Source organism: Streptomyces sp. NPDC107500 (genome assembly GCF_055582785.1).
In genome coordinates this window covers 320,305-336,076 of sequence record NZ_JBVJPF010000001.1, presented here as the reverse complement: position 1 = coordinate 336,076, position 15,772 = coordinate 320,305, and the positions used below count along the sequence as shown (strand labels likewise).

General features: G+C 72.9%; 15 protein-coding genes. 10 read left to right on the top strand and 5 right to left on the bottom strand.

Annotated elements, in window-relative coordinates; all coding sequences use genetic code 11:
* Positions 1–103 precede the first annotated feature (103 nt).
* The 7 genes from ACZ67M_RS01505 to rbsD all read left to right on the top strand — a co-directional run bounded on the left by ACZ67M_RS01505 (position 104) and on the right by rbsD (position 7,388).
* Positions 104–589 (top strand): carboxymuconolactone decarboxylase family protein, encoded by a 486-nt coding sequence (locus ACZ67M_RS01505; RefSeq protein ID WP_392008301.1) that lies wholly within the window; start codon positions 104–106, stop codon positions 587–589.
* Between the two features lie 239 nt (positions 590–828).
* The gene (locus ACZ67M_RS01500; RefSeq protein ID WP_469849123.1) at positions 829–1,356 is read left to right on the top strand and encodes a DUF1062 domain-containing protein; all 528 of its coding nucleotides are present in this window, start codon (positions 829–831) and stop codon (positions 1,354–1,356) included.
* A 128-nt stretch (positions 1,357–1,484) separates the two neighbouring features.
* Entirely contained in the window at positions 1,485–2,519 is a 1,035-nt protein-coding gene (locus ACZ67M_RS01495) for a LacI family DNA-binding transcriptional regulator (RefSeq protein WP_361354362.1), read from the top strand.
* Positions 2,516–4,051, top strand: a complete 1,536-nt coding sequence (locus tag ACZ67M_RS01490; RefSeq protein ID WP_385803065.1) for a sugar ABC transporter ATP-binding protein — start codon at positions 2,516–2,518, stop codon at positions 4,049–4,051. The genes ACZ67M_RS01495 and ACZ67M_RS01490 overlap by 4 nt, the downstream gene beginning before the upstream one ends.
* Positions 4,041–5,996, top strand: coding sequence for an ABC transporter permease/substrate-binding protein (locus ACZ67M_RS01485; protein WP_467320337.1), 1,956 nt, complete (start codon positions 4,041–4,043; stop codon positions 5,994–5,996). Before ACZ67M_RS01490 ends, ACZ67M_RS01485 begins: the two co-directional genes overlap by 11 nt.
* Positions 5,997–6,099: 103 nt before the next feature.
* Entirely contained in the window at positions 6,100–7,002 is a 903-nt protein-coding gene (locus tag ACZ67M_RS01480) for a ribokinase (RefSeq protein WP_392008288.1), read from the top strand.
* Positions 6,999–7,388 carry a D-ribose pyranase gene (gene rbsD / locus ACZ67M_RS01475; RefSeq protein ID WP_450731432.1) on the top strand — a complete coding sequence of 130 codons (390 nt, stop codon included), beginning with the start codon at positions 6,999–7,001 and terminating at the stop codon, positions 7,386–7,388. Before ACZ67M_RS01480 ends, rbsD begins: the two co-directional genes overlap by 4 nt.
* 187 nt (positions 7,389–7,575) lie before the next feature.
* On the opposite strand, the gene ACZ67M_RS01470 is transcribed toward rbsD, so the two are convergent.
* The 3 genes from ACZ67M_RS01470 to ACZ67M_RS01460 are packed head-to-tail and all read right to left on the bottom strand — an operon-like array spanning position 7,576 to position 10,747.
* Positions 7,576–8,391 (bottom strand): sugar phosphate isomerase/epimerase family protein, encoded by an 816-nt coding sequence (locus ACZ67M_RS01470; protein ID WP_392103900.1) that lies wholly within the window; start codon positions 8,389–8,391, stop codon positions 7,576–7,578.
* A 47-nt stretch (positions 8,392–8,438) separates the two neighbouring features.
* Positions 8,439–9,599 carry a dihydrodipicolinate synthase family protein gene (locus tag ACZ67M_RS01465; RefSeq protein ID WP_385803060.1) on the bottom strand — a complete coding sequence of 387 codons (1,161 nt, stop codon included), beginning with the start codon at positions 9,597–9,599 and terminating at the stop codon, positions 8,439–8,441.
* Positions 9,596–10,747 (bottom strand): Gfo/Idh/MocA family protein, encoded by a 1,152-nt coding sequence (locus ACZ67M_RS01460; protein WP_361354343.1) that lies wholly within the window; start codon positions 10,745–10,747, stop codon positions 9,596–9,598. The genes ACZ67M_RS01465 and ACZ67M_RS01460 overlap by 4 nt, the downstream gene beginning before the upstream one ends.
* A 191-nt stretch (positions 10,748–10,938) precedes the next feature.
* Here ACZ67M_RS01460 and ACZ67M_RS01455 point away from each other — a divergent pair, with 191 nt between their 5' ends.
* Positions 10,939–11,985 carry a LacI family DNA-binding transcriptional regulator gene (locus ACZ67M_RS01455; RefSeq protein WP_469849120.1) on the top strand — a complete coding sequence of 349 codons (1,047 nt, stop codon included), beginning with the start codon at positions 10,939–10,941 and terminating at the stop codon, positions 11,983–11,985.
* Between the two features lie 400 nt (positions 11,986–12,385).
* A complete protein-coding gene (locus ACZ67M_RS01450) occupies positions 12,386–13,186 on the top strand; it encodes a sugar phosphate isomerase/epimerase family protein (protein WP_361354340.1) in 801 nt (266 codons plus the stop codon).
* On the opposite strand, the gene ACZ67M_RS01445 is transcribed toward ACZ67M_RS01450, so the two are convergent.
* Both ACZ67M_RS01445 and ACZ67M_RS01440 read right to left on the bottom strand, forming a co-directional pair.
* Positions 13,170–13,811 (bottom strand): GNAT family N-acetyltransferase, encoded by a 642-nt coding sequence (locus tag ACZ67M_RS01445; RefSeq protein ID WP_469849119.1) that lies wholly within the window; start codon positions 13,809–13,811, stop codon positions 13,170–13,172. The genes ACZ67M_RS01450 and ACZ67M_RS01445 overlap by 17 nt on opposite strands.
* Positions 13,808–14,752: an EamA family transporter gene (locus ACZ67M_RS01440; RefSeq protein WP_392008272.1), complete on the bottom strand. Its 945-nt coding sequence runs from the start codon at positions 14,750–14,752 to the stop codon at positions 13,808–13,810. Before ACZ67M_RS01440 ends, ACZ67M_RS01445 begins: the two co-directional genes overlap by 4 nt.
* A gap of 95 nt (positions 14,753–14,847) precedes the next feature.
* On the opposite strand from ACZ67M_RS01440, the gene ACZ67M_RS01435 reads away from it, so the two are divergent.
* Entirely contained in the window at positions 14,848–15,765 is a 918-nt protein-coding gene (locus ACZ67M_RS01435) for a LysR family transcriptional regulator (RefSeq protein WP_361354330.1), read from the top strand.
* Positions 15,766–15,772: the final 7 nt, after the last annotated feature.

Genomic DNA, 15,772 nt, shown 5'->3' with positions numbered 1-15,772 from the left:
CATCCCCCGCCGGTGTTCCACGTCACACTCGCGCCCCGTCACAGGGTCCGGGACGGCGGCGTCTTGTGTGCGTCAACGCGGCACCGAGAGTGAGGACGGGGTCATGGAAACCCGATTCAACCTGTTCGAGAACGAGATCGGCGGCCGGTTCGCCAAGCGGTTCGCCGGCGTCGCCCTGGTGCTCCAGCAGTCGTCGCTGCCGAAGTCCACGCAGGAGCTGATCGCGCTGCGGGCCAGCCAGATCAACGGCTGCGGGCACTGCATCGACATGCACACCAAGGAGGCCACGGCCGCCGGGGAGAGCGCGGTCCGGCTGCACCTGGTCGCGGCCTGGCGCGAGTCCACCGTGTTCACCGAGGCCGAGCGGGCGGCGCTGGCCCTCGCCGAGGAGGGCACCCGGCTCGCCGACGCCCACCAGGGCGTGTCCGACGAGACCTGGGCCCAGGTGCGCAAGCACTACGACGACGACCAGATCGCCTCACTGGTCGGCACCGTCGCCATGATCAACGCGGCCAACCGGCTCGCCGTGATCACCCACCAGGCGGGCGGCTCCTACGAGGCCGGCATGTTCGACGCGGCCTTCGACTGAGACCTGCCCGGCCGGACGGCGGCGCGGCTCCCCCGGTGAAAACCGGTGGAGCCGCGCCGCCGTGCCCAACTACCCTCCTGCCGACCCGAGTCGTCTGGTGAAGGGCGGGCCGTTGTACACCGCGTGAGACACCCCGAGTGCTGATCTGTCGCGCGTCGCACCTGTGCGCCGTGCTGCTTTCCGCTGCGGACTTCTCACACTGAAACCGGTGTACTCCTGTGCTCAACGACTGGGTCGTCATGCCCACTTGCCTGCCACTCGTCATCCGCCGCTGCCACGCGTGCGGGGGCGGGCGCTTCCGGGCGAACGGCAAATTCCGCGCCAACGCCCACCACAAACTCATCGACGCCTGGCTCCTCGTGCTCTGCACCACCTGCGGGGACACCGCGAAGCTCACGGTCTTCGAGCGCACGCGCGTGCGCTCGGTGCGGCCCGGGCTGCTGGACCGGCTGCACGGCATTGACCCCGCCCTGGCGGCGGAGTTGCTCCAGGATCCGGGCGTCCGGCGCCGTAATCGCGTCGCCCTCGACTGGGCCGGCGCCTGGCGCCTCGACACCGGCGGGTCGGACCACCTGGACCGCGAGGTGATCGACGTCTCGGTCCGCTTCGCCGCCCCGATCCCGGTCCGGCCGGTGCGGCTGATCGCCGAAGGGTGCGGCCTCTCCCGGGCCGAGGTCGAAAGGCTGGCCGCCGAGGGGAAGGTCGTCTCGGCCGTCCGGCTGGGCGCCGGGCTCAGCGGCGACTTCACCTTCACGCTCAAGCGCTGAGGCCGCCCGCGGCCGCGCCGGGACCCGGTCACGATTGGGTCTCGGCGCGGCACCACCCCTTGCCCCGAGCCCCTGTAATCGTTTCCAATCCCTCGTGTAATCGATTCCACGAGGAGGTGGAAACGGCGATGGCGAGCATCAAGGACGTCGCCGCCGAGGCGGGCGTCTCCGTCGCGACGGTCTCGCGCGCGCTCAACGGCCACCCGTCGGTCAGCGCCACCGCGCGCCGCCGCGTACTGGCCGCGGTCGAGACGCTGGGCTACCGCCCGAACGCCGTCGCCCGGTCACTGCGCACCGACCAGACCCGCACCCTCGGCCTGGTCATCAGCGACGTCATGAACCCGTACTTCACGGAACTGGCCCGCTCCGTCGAGGAGGAGGCCCGCGCCCTCGGCTACAGCGTCATCATCGGCAACGCCGACGAGCGGCCCGATCTCCAGGACCACCACGTGACGACGCTGCTGGACCGCCGGATCGACGGGCTCCTCGTCTCCCCCACCGACGGCGGCTCCCCGCACATGCTCGCCGCCGCGCGGGCCGGGACGCCCATGGTCTTCGTCGACCGCTGGATCCCCGGCGTCGACGTCCCCGTCGTCAGGTCGGACGGGCGGGCCGCCGTACAGGACCTCGTCGCCCACCTGTACGGGCTCGGGCACCGCCGGCTCGCGATCATCGCCGGGCCCGCCGCCACCACCACCGGACGCGAGCGCGTCGACGCCTTCCGCGAGGCGCTCGGCGCGTACGGGCTGCCCCTCCCCGGCGCCTACATCGGGCAGGGCGACTTCCAGGCCGACAGCGGCCGCCGGGTCACCGAGGGCTTCCTCGACCTGCCCGAGCCGCCCGAGGTCGTCTTCGCCGCCGACAACCTGATGGCGCTCGGCGCGCTGGACGCCGTACGGGCGCGGGGCCTCCGGGTCCCCGAGGACATCGCGCTCGCCGCGTTCGACGACATCCCGTGGTTCGTGCACACCGATCCGCCGGTCACCGCCATCGCCCAGCCCACGCGCGACCTCGGGCGGGCCGCCGTCCGCGCGCTCGTCGACCGGATCGAGGGGCGGACCGGCGAGTCCGTCACCCTCCCCGCGCGGCTCGTCGTCCGCCGCTCCTGCGGTGAGGCGAACCCACAAGAACACCCGTCCCCCGTACGAAGGAGTACGCCGTGAGCAGCCGCAGTCCGGACGAGTTGCTGCGCATCGAGGGCATCCGCAAGACCTTCCCCGGCGTGGTCGCGCTCGACAGCGTCGACTTCGACCTGCGCCGGGGCGAGGTGCACGTGCTGCTCGGTGAGAACGGCGCGGGCAAGAGCACCCTCATCAAGATGCTCTCCGGTGCCTACACCCCCGACGCCGGGCGGATCCTGGCCGGTGGCGAGGAGGTGCGCATCCACGGTGCGCAGGACTCCGAGCGCCTCGGGATCGCCACCATCTACCAGGAGTTCAACCTCGTCCCCGACCTGACGGTCGCCGAGAACATCTTCCTGGGGCGGCAGCCGCGCCGCCTGGGAATGATCGACCGGAAGAAGATGGACGCGGACGCCGAGGTGCTGCTGAAGCGGGTCGGCCTGAGCGTGTCCCCCCGTACGCGCGTGCGGGAACTCGGCATCGCGCGGCTCCAGATGGTCGAGATCGCCAAGGCGCTCAGCCTGGAGGCGCGCGTGCTCATCATGGACGAGCCGACCGCCGTGCTGACCTCCGAGGAGGTCGAGAAGCTGTTCGCCATCGTGCGGCGGCTGCGCGAGGACGGCGTCGGGATCGTGTTCATCACGCACCACCTGGAGGAGATCGCCGCCCTCGGCGACCGCGTCACCGTCATCCGGGACGGGCGCAGCGTCGGCCAAGTGCCCGCCTCCACCCCCGAGGACGAGCTGGTACGGCTCATGGTCGGGCGGTCGATCGAGCAGCAGTACCCGCGTGAACGCACCGACACCGGTGAGGCGCTGCTCAAGGTGGAGGGGCTGACCCGGGACGGTGTCTTCCACGACGTCGGCTTCGAGGTGCGGGCCGGTGAGGTCGTCGGCATCGCGGGCCTCGTCGGCGCCGGGCGGACCGAGGTGGCGCGCGCCGTGTTCGGCGCCGACCCCTACGACGCCGGGACCGTGCACGTCGCGGGCGCGCCGCTGCGGCGGCACGACGTGAACGCCGCCATGGCCGCCGGGATCGGGCTGGTGCCCGAGGACCGCAAGGGGCAGGGGCTCGTGCTCGACGCGTCCGTCGAGGAGAACCTCGGGCTCGTCACCCTTCGGTCGAGCGCCCGCGCGGGGCTCGTCGATCTCAAGGGCCGGCGTGCGTCGGCGGAGCGGATCGCCGGGCAGCTCGGTGTGCGGATGGCCGGTCTCGGCCAGCACGTGCGCACCCTCTCCGGCGGCAACCAGCAGAAGGTCGTCATCGGCAAGTGGCTGCTGGCCGACACGAAGGTGCTCATCCTCGACGAGCCGACGCGCGGCATCGACGTCGGCGCCAAGGTCGAGATCTACCAGCTCGTCAACGAACTGACGGCCGCCGGTGCCGCCGTGCTCATGATCTCCAGCGATCTGCCCGAAGTACTCGGCATGAGCGACCGGGTGGTCGTCATGGCACAGGGACGGGTCGCCGGTGAACTCCCCGCCGAGCGGGCCACCCAGGACGCCGTCATGGCGCTCGCCGTCAGCATCCCCCACACCGATGGAACCGGAACGGAGGCCGACCGTGGCCACTGACACGCTCAAGAGCAAGCCGGGCGCGCAGGGCGCCTCGGGCGGTGTGCGCCGCCTGCTGCTGGAGAACGGCGCGCTGACCGCGCTGATCGTCCTCGTCGTCGCCATGTCGGCGCTCTCCGGGGACTTCCTGACCGCCGACAACCTGCTCAACGTCGGCGTCCAGGCGGCCGTGACGGCGATCCTCGCCTTCGGCGTCACCTTCGTCATCGTCTCGGCGGGCATCGACCTGTCGGTCGGCTCGGTCGCCGCGCTGTCGGCCACCGTACTGGCCTGGAGCGCCACCGAGGCCGGGATACCGGTCGCGCTCGCGGTGCTGCTGTCCGTCGCGACGGGCATCGCCTGCGGTCTGGTGAACGGTTTCCTGATCTCGTACGGGAAGCTGCCGCCGTTCATCGCGACGCTCGCCATGCTGTCGGTCGGGCGCGGTCTGTCTCTGGTCATCTCGCAGGGTTCGCCGATCGCCTTCCCGGAGTCGGTCTCGCACCTCGGGGACACCCTCGGCGGGTGGCTGCCGGTGCCGGTGCTGGTGATGATCGTGATGGGTCTGATCACCGCGTTCGTCCTCGGGCGGACCTACATCGGCCGCTCCATGTACGCCATCGGCGGCAACGAGGAGGCCGCGCGGCTGTCCGGGCTGCGGGTCAAGCGGCAGAAGCTCGCCATCTACGCCTTCTCCGGCCTGTTCGCCGCCGCCGCGGGCATCGTCCTCGCCTCCCGGCTCTCCTCCGCGCAGCCGCAGGCCGCGCAGGGCTACGAACTGGACGCCATCGCCGCCGTCGTCATCGGCGGTGCCTCGCTCGCGGGCGGTACCGGCAAGGCGTCCGGCACGCTGATCGGCGCGCTGATCCTCGCGGTGCTGCGCAACGGCCTGAACCTGCTGTCGGTCTCCGCGTTCTGGCAGCAGGTCGTCATCGGTGTCGTCATCGCGCTGGCGGTGCTCCTGGACACCCTGCGGCGCAAGGCCGGCGCGACCACCCCGGCGGCCGGGACCTCCGGCGGCGGGAACCGGGGCAGGCAGGCGCTGACGTACGTCGTCGCGGCGGTCGTCGCCGTCGCGGTGGTCGGCGCGACCTCGCTGCTGCACAACGGGTCCTCGGGCGGCACGTCGAAGAAGGTCGGGCTGTCGCTGTCGACGCTGAACAACCCGTTCTTCGTGCAGATCAGGGACGGTGCGGAGGAGCAGGCGAAGAAGCTGGGCGTGGACCTGACCGTCACCGACGCGCAGAACGACGCCTCCCAGCAGGCGAACCAGTTGCAGAACTTCACCAGCGAGGGCCTGTCCTCGATCATCGTCAACCCGGTGGACTCGGACGCCGCGGGCCCCTCGGTGCGCTCGGCGAACAAGGACGACATCCCCGTCATCGCCGTGGACCGCGGCGTGAACGACGCCGAGACCGCCGCGCTGGTCGCCTCCGACAACGTCGAGGGCGGTGCGCTGGGCGCCAAGGCCCTCGCCGAGAAGCTCGGCGGCAAGGGCACCATCGCCATCCTCCAGGGCCAGGCCGGCACCTCCGCCAGCCGGGAGCGCGGGGCGGGCTTCGCGGCCGGCCTCAAGGAGTACCCGGGCATCAAGGTGGTCGCCAAGCAGCCCGCGGACTTCGACCGCACCAAGGGCCTGGACGTGATGACCAACCTGCTCCAGGCGCACCCGGACATCGACGGTGTCTTCGCGGAGAACGACGAGATGGCGCTCGGCGCGATCAAGGCGCTGGGCTCCAAGGCGGGCAAGTCGGTCCAGGTCGTCGGCTTCGACGGCACGCCGGACGGGCTGAAGGCGGTCCAGGGAGGCACGTTGTTCGCGTCCGTCGCGCAGCAGCCGAAGGAACTGGGCAGGATCGCCGTACAGAACGCGCTGCGGGCGGCCGAGGACAAGAAGGTGGAGCAGACGGTGAAGGTGCCCGTGAAGGTGGTCACCAAGGAGAACGTGGCCGGCTTCGAGGGCTGACGGGGGCGCACGGGAGTGCACGGGCGGACGGTCACGGCGACCGTCCGCCCACCTCACTCGGTTCACTCGGATCACTCGGTTCACTCGGATCGGAGAACGACTGATGTACGACTACGACCTCCTGGTCGTGGGGTCGGCCAACGCCGACCTCGTGATCGGCGTGGAACGGCGGCCGGGCGCCGGGGAGACGGTGCTCGGCTCCGACCTGAGCGTCCACCCGGGAGGCAAGGGCGGGAACCAGGCGGTGGCCGCCGCCCGGCTCGGCGCCCGTACGGCCCTGCTGGCCCGGGTCGGCGACGACGGCCACGGGCGGCTGCTCCTCGACTCGCAGCGCGCCGCCGGTGTCGACACGGTCGGCGTGCTGGTGGGCGGCGCCCCGACCGGCGTCGCGCTGATCACCGTCGATCCGTCGGGGGACAACAGCATCGTGGTCTCGCCGGGCGCCAACGGCCGGCTGACGCCGGGCGACGTCCGCGCGGCCGGCAGCCTCTTCCACGCCTCCCGGGTCGTCTCCACGCAGTTGGAGATCCCGCTGGAGACGGTCGTGGAGGTGGTCCGGAGTCTGGCGCCGGGCAGCCGCTTCGTGCTGAACCCGTCGCCGCCGCGCCCGCTGCCGCCGGAGGTCCTCGCGGCCTGCGACCCGCTGATCGTCAACGAGCACGAGGCGAAGGTGATCCTCGGCGACGCCCTGGTCAGCGAGCGCCCCGAGGACTGGGCCCGCGTCCTGCTGGCCAAGGGCCCGCGTTCGGTGGTCGTGACCCTGGGCGCCGAGGGCGCGCTGGTGGCGTCGGGCGAGGGCGTCTCGCGGGTGCCGTCGGTGAAGGTGGACGCCGTGGACACGACGGGCGCGGGCGACGCGTTCACCGCGGCGCTGGCCTGGCGGCTCGGCACCGGCGACTCGCTCGCCGAGGCGGCGGCGTACGCGGCCCGGGTCGGCGCGGCGGCGGTCACGAAGGCGGGGGCGCAGGAGTCGTACCCCACCGCGGCTCAGGCCGAGGCGCTGTGAAGCGGGCAGGGATACTCAACCGCCACCTCGCGGGCGCGCTCGCCGGACTCGGGCACGGCGACGGGGTCCTGGTGTGCGACGTGGGCATGCCCATCCCGGACGGCCCACGCGTCGTCGACCTGGCCTTCCGCGCCGGGGTGCCGTCCTTCGCGGAGGTGCTGGACGGTCTGCTCGCCGAGCTGGTCGTGGAGGGCGCGGTGGCGGCGACGGAGGTGCGGGAGGCCAACACCGGTGCCGCGGCACTGCTCGACGGCCACTTCCCCGGCCTGACCCTGGTCCCGCACGAGCGGCTCAAGGAGCTGTCGGCGGGTGCGCGTCTGATCGTCCGCACCGGCGAGGCGCGGCCGTACGCGAACGTGCTGCTGCGGTGCGGGGTCTTCTTCTGACGGGCGCCGGCGGGGGACGACGGGAACTTTGAGAGGGCCCGGTCGCGACCGGGCCCTCTCGGGTTTCCCCTCCCCTTCAGAACCCCACGGATCCCCCCCGGGTCCCCCCACAGAGGTTCTGATGCCAAGTACGACCCGCGGGACGCCGAAAGGGTTGCACGCGTCACCGTGATTTATTTTTCCGGATCTATTTCCCCGGTGCGGCGTCCCCCGCGTGCGCGGCGAACCGCTCCGCCGTCTCGGCGAGTACCTCGCGTCCGTCGCGCGCCCACAGCGCCTCGTTGAACAGTTCGACCTCGATGGCGCCGGTGTATCCGGCCGCCTCCACGTAGCCCTTCCACTCCCGCATGTCGATCGCGCCGTCGCCGATCTGGCCGCGGCCGTTGAGGACGCCCTCGGGCAGGGGGGTGGTCCAGTCGGCGAGCTGGAAGGTGTGGATGCGGCCGCCCGCCCCGGCCCGGGCGATCTGCTCGGGCGCCCGGTCGTCCCACCAGACGTGGTACGTGTCGACGGTGACGCCGACCTGGTGGGCGGGGAAGCGTTCGGCCAGGTCCAGGGCCTGGGCGAGGGTGGAGACCACGCAGCGGTCCGAAGCGTACATCGGGTGCAGCGGCTCGATGGCGAGGCGTACGCCGTGCCGCTCGGCGTAGGGGGCGAGTTCGCTGAGCGCGTCCGCGATGCGTTCGCGGGCGGCGCGCAGGTCCTTGTGGCCGGCCGGGAGGCCGCCGGAGACCAGGACGAGGGTGTCGGTGCCGAGGGCGGCGGCCTCGTCGACGGCGCGGCGGTTGTCGGCCAGGGCGGCGGCGCGCGCTTCCGGGTCGGCGGCCGTGAGGAATCCGCCGCGGCACAGGGTGGTGACGGTCAGGCCCGCGTCGCGGACCAGCTTGGCCGCCGCCTCGACGCCGTACGCCTGGACCGGTTCGCGCCACAGTCCGACGTTGCCGATGCCCAGGTCGCGGCAGGCGGTGGTCAGTTCGGGCAGCGTCAGCTGCTTGACCGTCATCTGGTTGATGCTGAAGCGGGTCAGGCCGGGGGCGGGGCGGGTGTCGCTCACTGGGTGACTCCGTACAGGTCGAGCAGGGTCCGCATGCGCTCCTCGGCGAGTTTCGGGTCCGGGAACAGGCCGAGGCCGTCCGCGAGTTCGTAGGCGCGGGCGAGGTGCGGCAGGGAGCGGGCCGACTGGAGGCCGCCGACCATCGTGAAGTGGCTCTGGTGGCCGGCCAGCCAGGCCAGGAACACCACGCCCGTCTTGTAGTAGCGGGTGGGGGCCTGGAAGAGGTGGCGGGAGAGTTCGACGGTGGGGTCGAGGAGGGCGCGGAAGCCCTCCGTGTCGCCGGTGTCGAGGTGGCGGACCGCCTCGGCGGCCAGCGGGCCCAGGGGGTCGAAGATGCCGAGCAGGGCGTGGCTGAAGCCCTGTTCGTCGCCCGCGATCAGCTCCGGGTAGTTGAAGTCGTCCCCGGTGTAGCAGCGCACGCCGCGCGGGAGGCGGCGGCGCAGGTCGATCTCGCGCTGGGCGTCGAGGAGGGAGACCTTGATGCCGTCGACCTTGTCGGGGTGGGCGGCGATGACCTCCAGGAAGGTGTCGGTCGCCGCATCGAGGTCGGACGAGCCCCAGTAGCCCTCCAGCGCCGGGTCGAACATCGGGCCGAGCCAGTGCAGGACGACCGGTTCGGCGGACTGGCGCAGGAGGTGGCCGTAGACCTCCAGGTAGTCGTCCGGGCCCTTCGCGGTCGCGGCGAGGGCGCGGGAGGCCATGAGGATGGCCTGGGCGCCCGACTCCTCGACGAGGGCGAGCTGTTCCTCGTAGGCCGCCCGGACCTCGGCGAGGGTGCCGGCCGTGAGCTGGTCGGTGCCGACGCCGCACGCGATGCGGCCGCCGGTCGCCCGCGCCTCGGCGGCGGAGCGGCGGATCAGCTCGGCCGCCGTGGGCCAGTCCAGGCCCATGCCGCGCTGGGCGGTGTCCATCGCCTCGGCGACGCCGAGTCCGTGGGACCACAGGTGGCGGCGGAAGGCGAGGGTGGCGTCCCAGTCGACGGCGGCGGGCGAGTCGGGGGTGGTGTCGGCGAACGGGTCGGCGACCACGTGCGCCGCCGAGAAGACCGTCCGGGAGGTGAAAGCGCTTCCAGGAGCTTCCCGGGTGACGGCGAGCGGCTCGGTGCGCGGCTCGTGGGCGCGCAGGGTGCCGTCCGCGCCCGGCAGGTGGAGGGTCACAGCGAGATCTCCGGTACGTCGAGGCGGCGGCCCTCCGCCGAGGACCTCAGGCCCAGTTCGGCGAGCTGGACGCCGCGGGCGCCGGCCAGCAGGTCCCAGTGGTAGGGGGCGTCGGCGTAGACGTGCTTGAGGAACAGCTCCCACTGGGCCTTGAAGCCGTTGTCGAAGTCGCCGTTGTCCGGGACCTCCTGCCACTGGTCGCGGAAGGCCTCGGTGGCGGGGATGTCCGGGTTCCAGACCGGCTTGGGGGTGGCGGAGCGGTGCTGGACGCGGCAGTTGCGCAGGCCGGCCACCGCCGAGCCCTCGGTGCCGTCGACCTGGAACTCGACCAGCTCGTCGCGGTTGACACGCACCGCCCAGGAGGAGTTGATCTGCGCGATGGCGCCGCCGTCCAGCTCGAAGACGCCGTAGGCGGCGTCGTCGGCGGTGGCGTCGTAGGGCTTGCCGTTCTCGTCCCAGCGCTGCGGGACGTGGGTGGCGGTGAGGGCCTGCACGGACTTCACCCGGCCGAACAGCTCGTGCAGGACGTACTCCCAGTGCGGGAACATGTCGACGACGATGCCGCCGCCGTCCTCGGTGCGGTAGTTCCACGAGGGGCGCTGGGCCTCCTGCCAGTCGCCCTCGAAGACCCAGTAGCCGAACTCGCCGCGCACGGACAGGATCCGGCCGAAGAAGCCCCCGTCGATGAGGCGCTTGAGCTTGAGCAGGCCGGGGAGGAAGAGCTTGTCCTGGACGACGCCGTGCCGGACGCCCTTCGCGTCGGCGAGGCGGGCGAGGTCGAGGGCTCCGTCCAGGCCGGTGGCGGTGGGCTTCTCGGTGTAGACGTGCTTGCCCGCGGCGATCGCCTTCTTGATCGCCTCCTCGCGGGCCGAGGTGACCTGGGCGTCGAAGTAGATGTCGACGCTGTCGTCGGCCAGGACCGCGTCCAGGTCGGTGGAGACGTGGTCGAGTCCGTGCCGTTCGGCGAGCGCCTTCAGCGCGTGTTCGCGGCGGCCGACCAGAACCGGCTCCGGCCACAGCACGGTGCCGTCGCCGAGGTCGAGGCCGCCCTGTTCGCGGAGGGCCAGGATGGAGCGGACGAGGTGCTGGCGGTAGCCCATGCGCCCGGTCACGCCGTTCATGGCGATACGCACCGTCTTGCGTGTCACGTCTTTCCCTTCGTACGAGCCGTATGCCCTGTAGCAAGCGCTTTCTATGCAGAACGAAGCTAGCCTGTGAACGGTGGTCTGGACAAGACCGCGATTCGGGTGAGTTGTTCGAGGGGGCGAACGACGACGCGTGGTGGCCGTAGGGTCACCGCGACGGCGTTCGGCTCACGCGCGATGCGGAGGACGAGGACATGACGGTGACACTTGCGGACGTGGCGGCCCGCGCCCAGGTCTCCCCCGCGACGGTGTCGCGCGTGCTGAACGGGAACTACCCGGTGGCCGCCACCACCCGGGAGCGGGTGCTGAAGGCGGTCGACGAGCTGGACTACGTGCTCAACGGCCCGGCGAGCGCCCTGGCCGCGGCCACGTCCGACCTGGTCGGCATCCTGGTCAACGACATCGCCGACCCCTTCTTCGGCATCATGGCCGGCGCCATCCAGTCCGAGATCGGCGGGCCGGGCGGCCGAGCGGGCGGCGAGCGGCTCGCGGTGGTCTGCAACACCGGCGGCTCCCCGGAGCGCGAGCTGACCTACCTCACCCTGCTTCAGCGCCAGCGCGCGGCGGCCGTCGTGCTGACCGGCGGCGCGATGGAGGACGCGGCGCACCAGGCGGCGGTGGCGGCGAAGCTGCGGAAGCTGAGCGAGGCGGGGACGCGGGTGGTGCTGTGCGGGCGGCCGCCGGCGCCGGAGACCGGGGCCATCGCGCTGACCTTCGACAACCGCGGGGGCGGCCGGGAGCTGACCGAGCACCTGCTCGGGCTCGGCCACCGCCGGCTCGGCTACATCGCCGGCCTCCAGGAGCGGACCACCACCCGGCACCGGCTGGAGGGCCACCGCGCCGCGCTCGCCGCGCACGGCGTCGAGGAGGACCCCCGCTGGACCGTCCACGGCCGCTACGACCGGCAGTCCGGGTACGAGGCGACGCTGGAACTCCTGCGCAGGGATCCGTCCCTGACGGCTGTCGTCGCCGCGAACGACTCCGTCGCGCTGGGCGCGTGCGCGGCGCTGCGGGACTCGGGGCTGCGGATCCCGGACGACGTGTCCGTGGCCGGCTTCGACGACCTGCCGTTCAGCATCGACGCGGTGCCCGCGCTGACGACGGTCCGGCTGCCGCTGGCGGAGGCGGGGGCGCGGGCGGGTCGGGTGGCGATGGGGCGGGAGGAGGCGCCGGCCGGGGGGATCGCGACGGTGCGGGGGGAGTTGATGGTGCGGGGGTCCTCCGGGGTTCCTCGGGGGTAGGTGCCGCCTGTTTCGTTGGTGCCGCCCGTTGGTGTGGGCCTCGGTGGGGGCTGCCGCCCCCACGCCCCCGCTTCGGCCTGGACGGCCTCGTCCTCAAACGCCGGACGGGCTGACAGTGGACGGCGAGTCGTCATCAGAGCCCGGAGGGGCTGACAGTGGACGGCGATGTCATGCGACCCCGGCGCTGACAGTGGACGGCGATGTCATGCGACCCCGGCGCTGACAGTGGACGGCGATGTCATGCGACCCCGGCGCTGACAGTGGACGGCGCTGTCATCCGACCCCGGACAGGCTGACAGTGGACGGCGACGCTCCATCAGACCCCCGGGCGGGCTGGGCTGAGAAACGCCCGGCCGGCGCGGAGGAGTGCGGGCGGTGGAGCCGGGTACGCTCCGGGGTCATGAAGCTGGCGTTCTCCACCCTTGGTGTCCCCGGGCTGCCCCTGACCGATGTGCTGGGCCTCGCGACCGCGCACGGCTACCACGGTGTCGAGTTGCGCGCCCATCCGGAGGAACCCGTGAACCCGGGTCTTTCCCCGGACGAACGGGCGGCCGTGGCGGCCGAGTTCAAGGCGTCCGGCGTGGAACTGCTCGGTGTGGCCGGGTACGCGCGGGTGGCCGCCCCCGGTGACGACGAGCCGGTCCTCGCCGAGGTCCGCGCCCTGCTCGAACTCGCCCGCGACCTGGGCGCCCCGTACATCCGCGTCTTCCCCGGCGGCGGTACCGGGCAGAGCGCCGAGGAGGCCGACGCGACGGCCGCCCGGCGGCTGGGCACGGCCGCCGAGTACGCCGCCGACCTCGGCGTCCGCATCCTCCTGGAGACCCACGACTCGCACCGCACGGGCGCCGACGCGATGCGCGTCCTGGGCCTGGTCGGGCACCTCCAGGTCGGCGCCCTGTGGGACGTGATGCACACCTGGCTGGGCGGCGAGCAGCCCTTCGAGTCGTACGCGGCCCTCGCCCCGCACCTCGGCTACGTCCAGGTCAAGGACATCGCCTCCGCCGAGGACACCACACCGCTGCCGCTGGGCGCGGGCGTGCTGCCGCTCACCGAGGTGGTGGACGTCCTCTCCCGGCACGGCTGGGACGGCTGGCTGTGCTGGGAGTACGAGAAGCGGTGGTACGAGTCCGCCGCCCCGCTGCCCGACCTGCTGGCGGCCGGCCGCGATCACCTGACCCGGCTGCTCACCGACGCGGCGTGAGGGCGTCCGCCGCCGACCGGACCCGGCGCTCCATCCGCTCCCGGTGCTCAGGCCACTCCGCCGCCGTGATGGAGTAGATCGCGGAGTCGCGCAGCCGGCCCTCCTCGCCCGGCGCCCAGGAGCGGGACCAGTTGCGCAGGACGCCCTCGAGACGGGCGCCGGTCCTCTCGATCGCCGCCCGGGAACGGGCGTTGCGGGCGTCGGTCTTGAGGTCGACCCGGGACACCTGCCAGACCTCGAAGGCGTGGCGGAACAGGAGCAGCTTGGCCTCCGCGTTCATGCCGGTGCCCTGGGCGGAGCGGGCCAGCCAGGTGAAGCCGACCTCGATCGCGTCGAGGGCGTCGTCGGTGAGCCAGGAGCGGGGTTCCCAGTAGGCGGTGGCGCCGACCGCCCGTCCGGTGGCGAGGGAGATCTGCGCGTAGGGCGCCAGCCGCCCCGAGGCCGCGCGGGCCAGTTGGGCGTCGATGTATCCGCCGACCTCGTCGGCCCTCGGCACCCACGTGTACGCGTAGCGGTCTCGGTCTTCTTCCGCCGCCACCGCGAGGTCGGCCGCGTGCCGGTGGCCCAGCGGCTCCAGTCGTACCAGCGTGCCTTCGAGGGGCGGGCCCTTCAGTGCGAACGTCACCGGACGGATTCTTCCGCCGGCGCGGAGGGCCGTCCAATGGTTTCCGGGCGGGCCGGCGCGATCACGTACGGCGTCCGGCTGCGGGCACGCCGTCCCGTGAGCGTCGTCAGCGCCACCCCGCCCACCAGCAGCGCCGCCGCGCACCAGCGCAGGGGCGTCACCGCCTCGCCGAGGAAGAGGGCCGCCGAGGACATCCCGAAGACCGGGACCAGGAGCGAGAAGGGCGCGACCGTCGACGCGGGGTGACGGCGCAGCAGCCAGCCCCAGGCGCCGAAGCCGAAGACGGTCGAGACCCAGGCCACGTAGAGGATCGTGCTCCCGCCCTGCCAGTCCAGGCCGCGCAGTGCCGCGAGGTCCGCTTCCGGGCCCTCCGTAAGCAGGGAGAGGGCCAGTAGCGGCAGCACCGGGACGGTGCACACCCACACCATGAAGTTCAGGGCGTCGGGCGGGGACGCCTTGCGGGTGAGGACGTTGGACAGCCCCCACGCGGCGGCCGCCCCGACGACCATCACGAAGGCGCCCAGCGGACCGGACGCGCCCTCGTCGGCCGCCGCCACACCGATGCCGGCCAGCGCGACGAGCATGCCCGCCGCCTGGACGCGGGAGGGGCGTTCGCCCAGGACCGCGGCGGCGATCACCGCGGTGAACACCGCCTGGATCTGGAGGACCAGGGAGGACAGGCCGGCCGGCATGCCCGCGTCCATGCCCACGAAGACCAGGCCGAACTTGGCCACGCCCAGCACCAGCCCCACCGCCACGATCCACTTCCACGCGACCTTGGGCCGGCCCACGAGGAAGACGGCGGGCAGGGCGGCCGCCAGGAAGCGCAGGGCGGAGAAGAGCAGCGGCGGGAAGTGGCCGAGGCCGACCTCGATGACCGTGAAGTTCACGCCCCAGACGGCGGCGACGAGCACGGCGAGGAGGAGGTGGGAAGGTCGCATGCGTCGAGGATCGCGCCACGGACTGTGTAGCACCAGCGATGATTGCTGCATGGTTGGATGAAGGACTGCTAACTGTTTCACTCTCGGGAGGCGTCGTGCTCGATCTTCAGCGTCTGCGTGCCCTGCACGCCGTGTCCGTGCACGGCACGGTGGGCGCGGCCGCCGCCGCGCTCGGGTTCACGCCGTCCGCGGTGTCGCAGCAGATCGCCAAGTTGGAGCGGGAGACCAGGACGGTGCTCCTGGAGCGGGAGGGGCGCGGGGTCCGGCTCACCGACGAGGCGTGGCAGCTGGCCGCCACCGCCGTCGAGCTGCTGGCCCTGGTGGAGCGGGCGGAGACCCTGCTGGAGGAGCGGCGCGGGGTGCCGTCGGGGCGGCTGACGGTGGCCGCGTTCGCGTCGGCGGCGCGCGGTCTGCTGCCCTCGGTCCTGGCCGACCTGGCCGCCCGTCATCCGGCTCTGGACGCCCGGCTCACCGAGGTGGACCCGCATCTGTCCGTGGACCTGGTGGCGAAGGGCGCCGTGGACCTGGTGGTGGCGCACGACTGGGACATCGCCCCGCTGCCGGCCCCGGCGGGGGTGGAGCAGGTGCCGATCGGTGAGGACCTGTGCGATCTGCTCGTGCCCGAGGGGCACCGCTTCGCCGGGCGGACCGGCGTCCGGCGTGCGGAACTGGGCGGGGAGCGGTGGATCTGCCAGCCGCCCGGCCGGGTCTGCCACGACTGGCTGATGCGGACCCTGCGGGGCGCCGGGCACGAGCCGGACATCGTCCACCAGGCGGACGAGAATCCGACGCTCGTCGCGCTGGTCGCGGCCGGTCTCGGCATCGCCCTGATCCCCCGGCTGGGGCGCGGCCCGCTGCCGGCCGGGGTGGTGGAGGTGCCGCTCGACCCGATGCCGGTACGGCGGCTGTACGCGCTGTGGCGGACGGGCGCGGCGCGCCGTCCGGCGATCGCGGAGACGGTGCGCACGCTGCGGGCCCACTGGCCGGCGGCCTCGGCGCACACCGTCCCGTAGCCGGGCG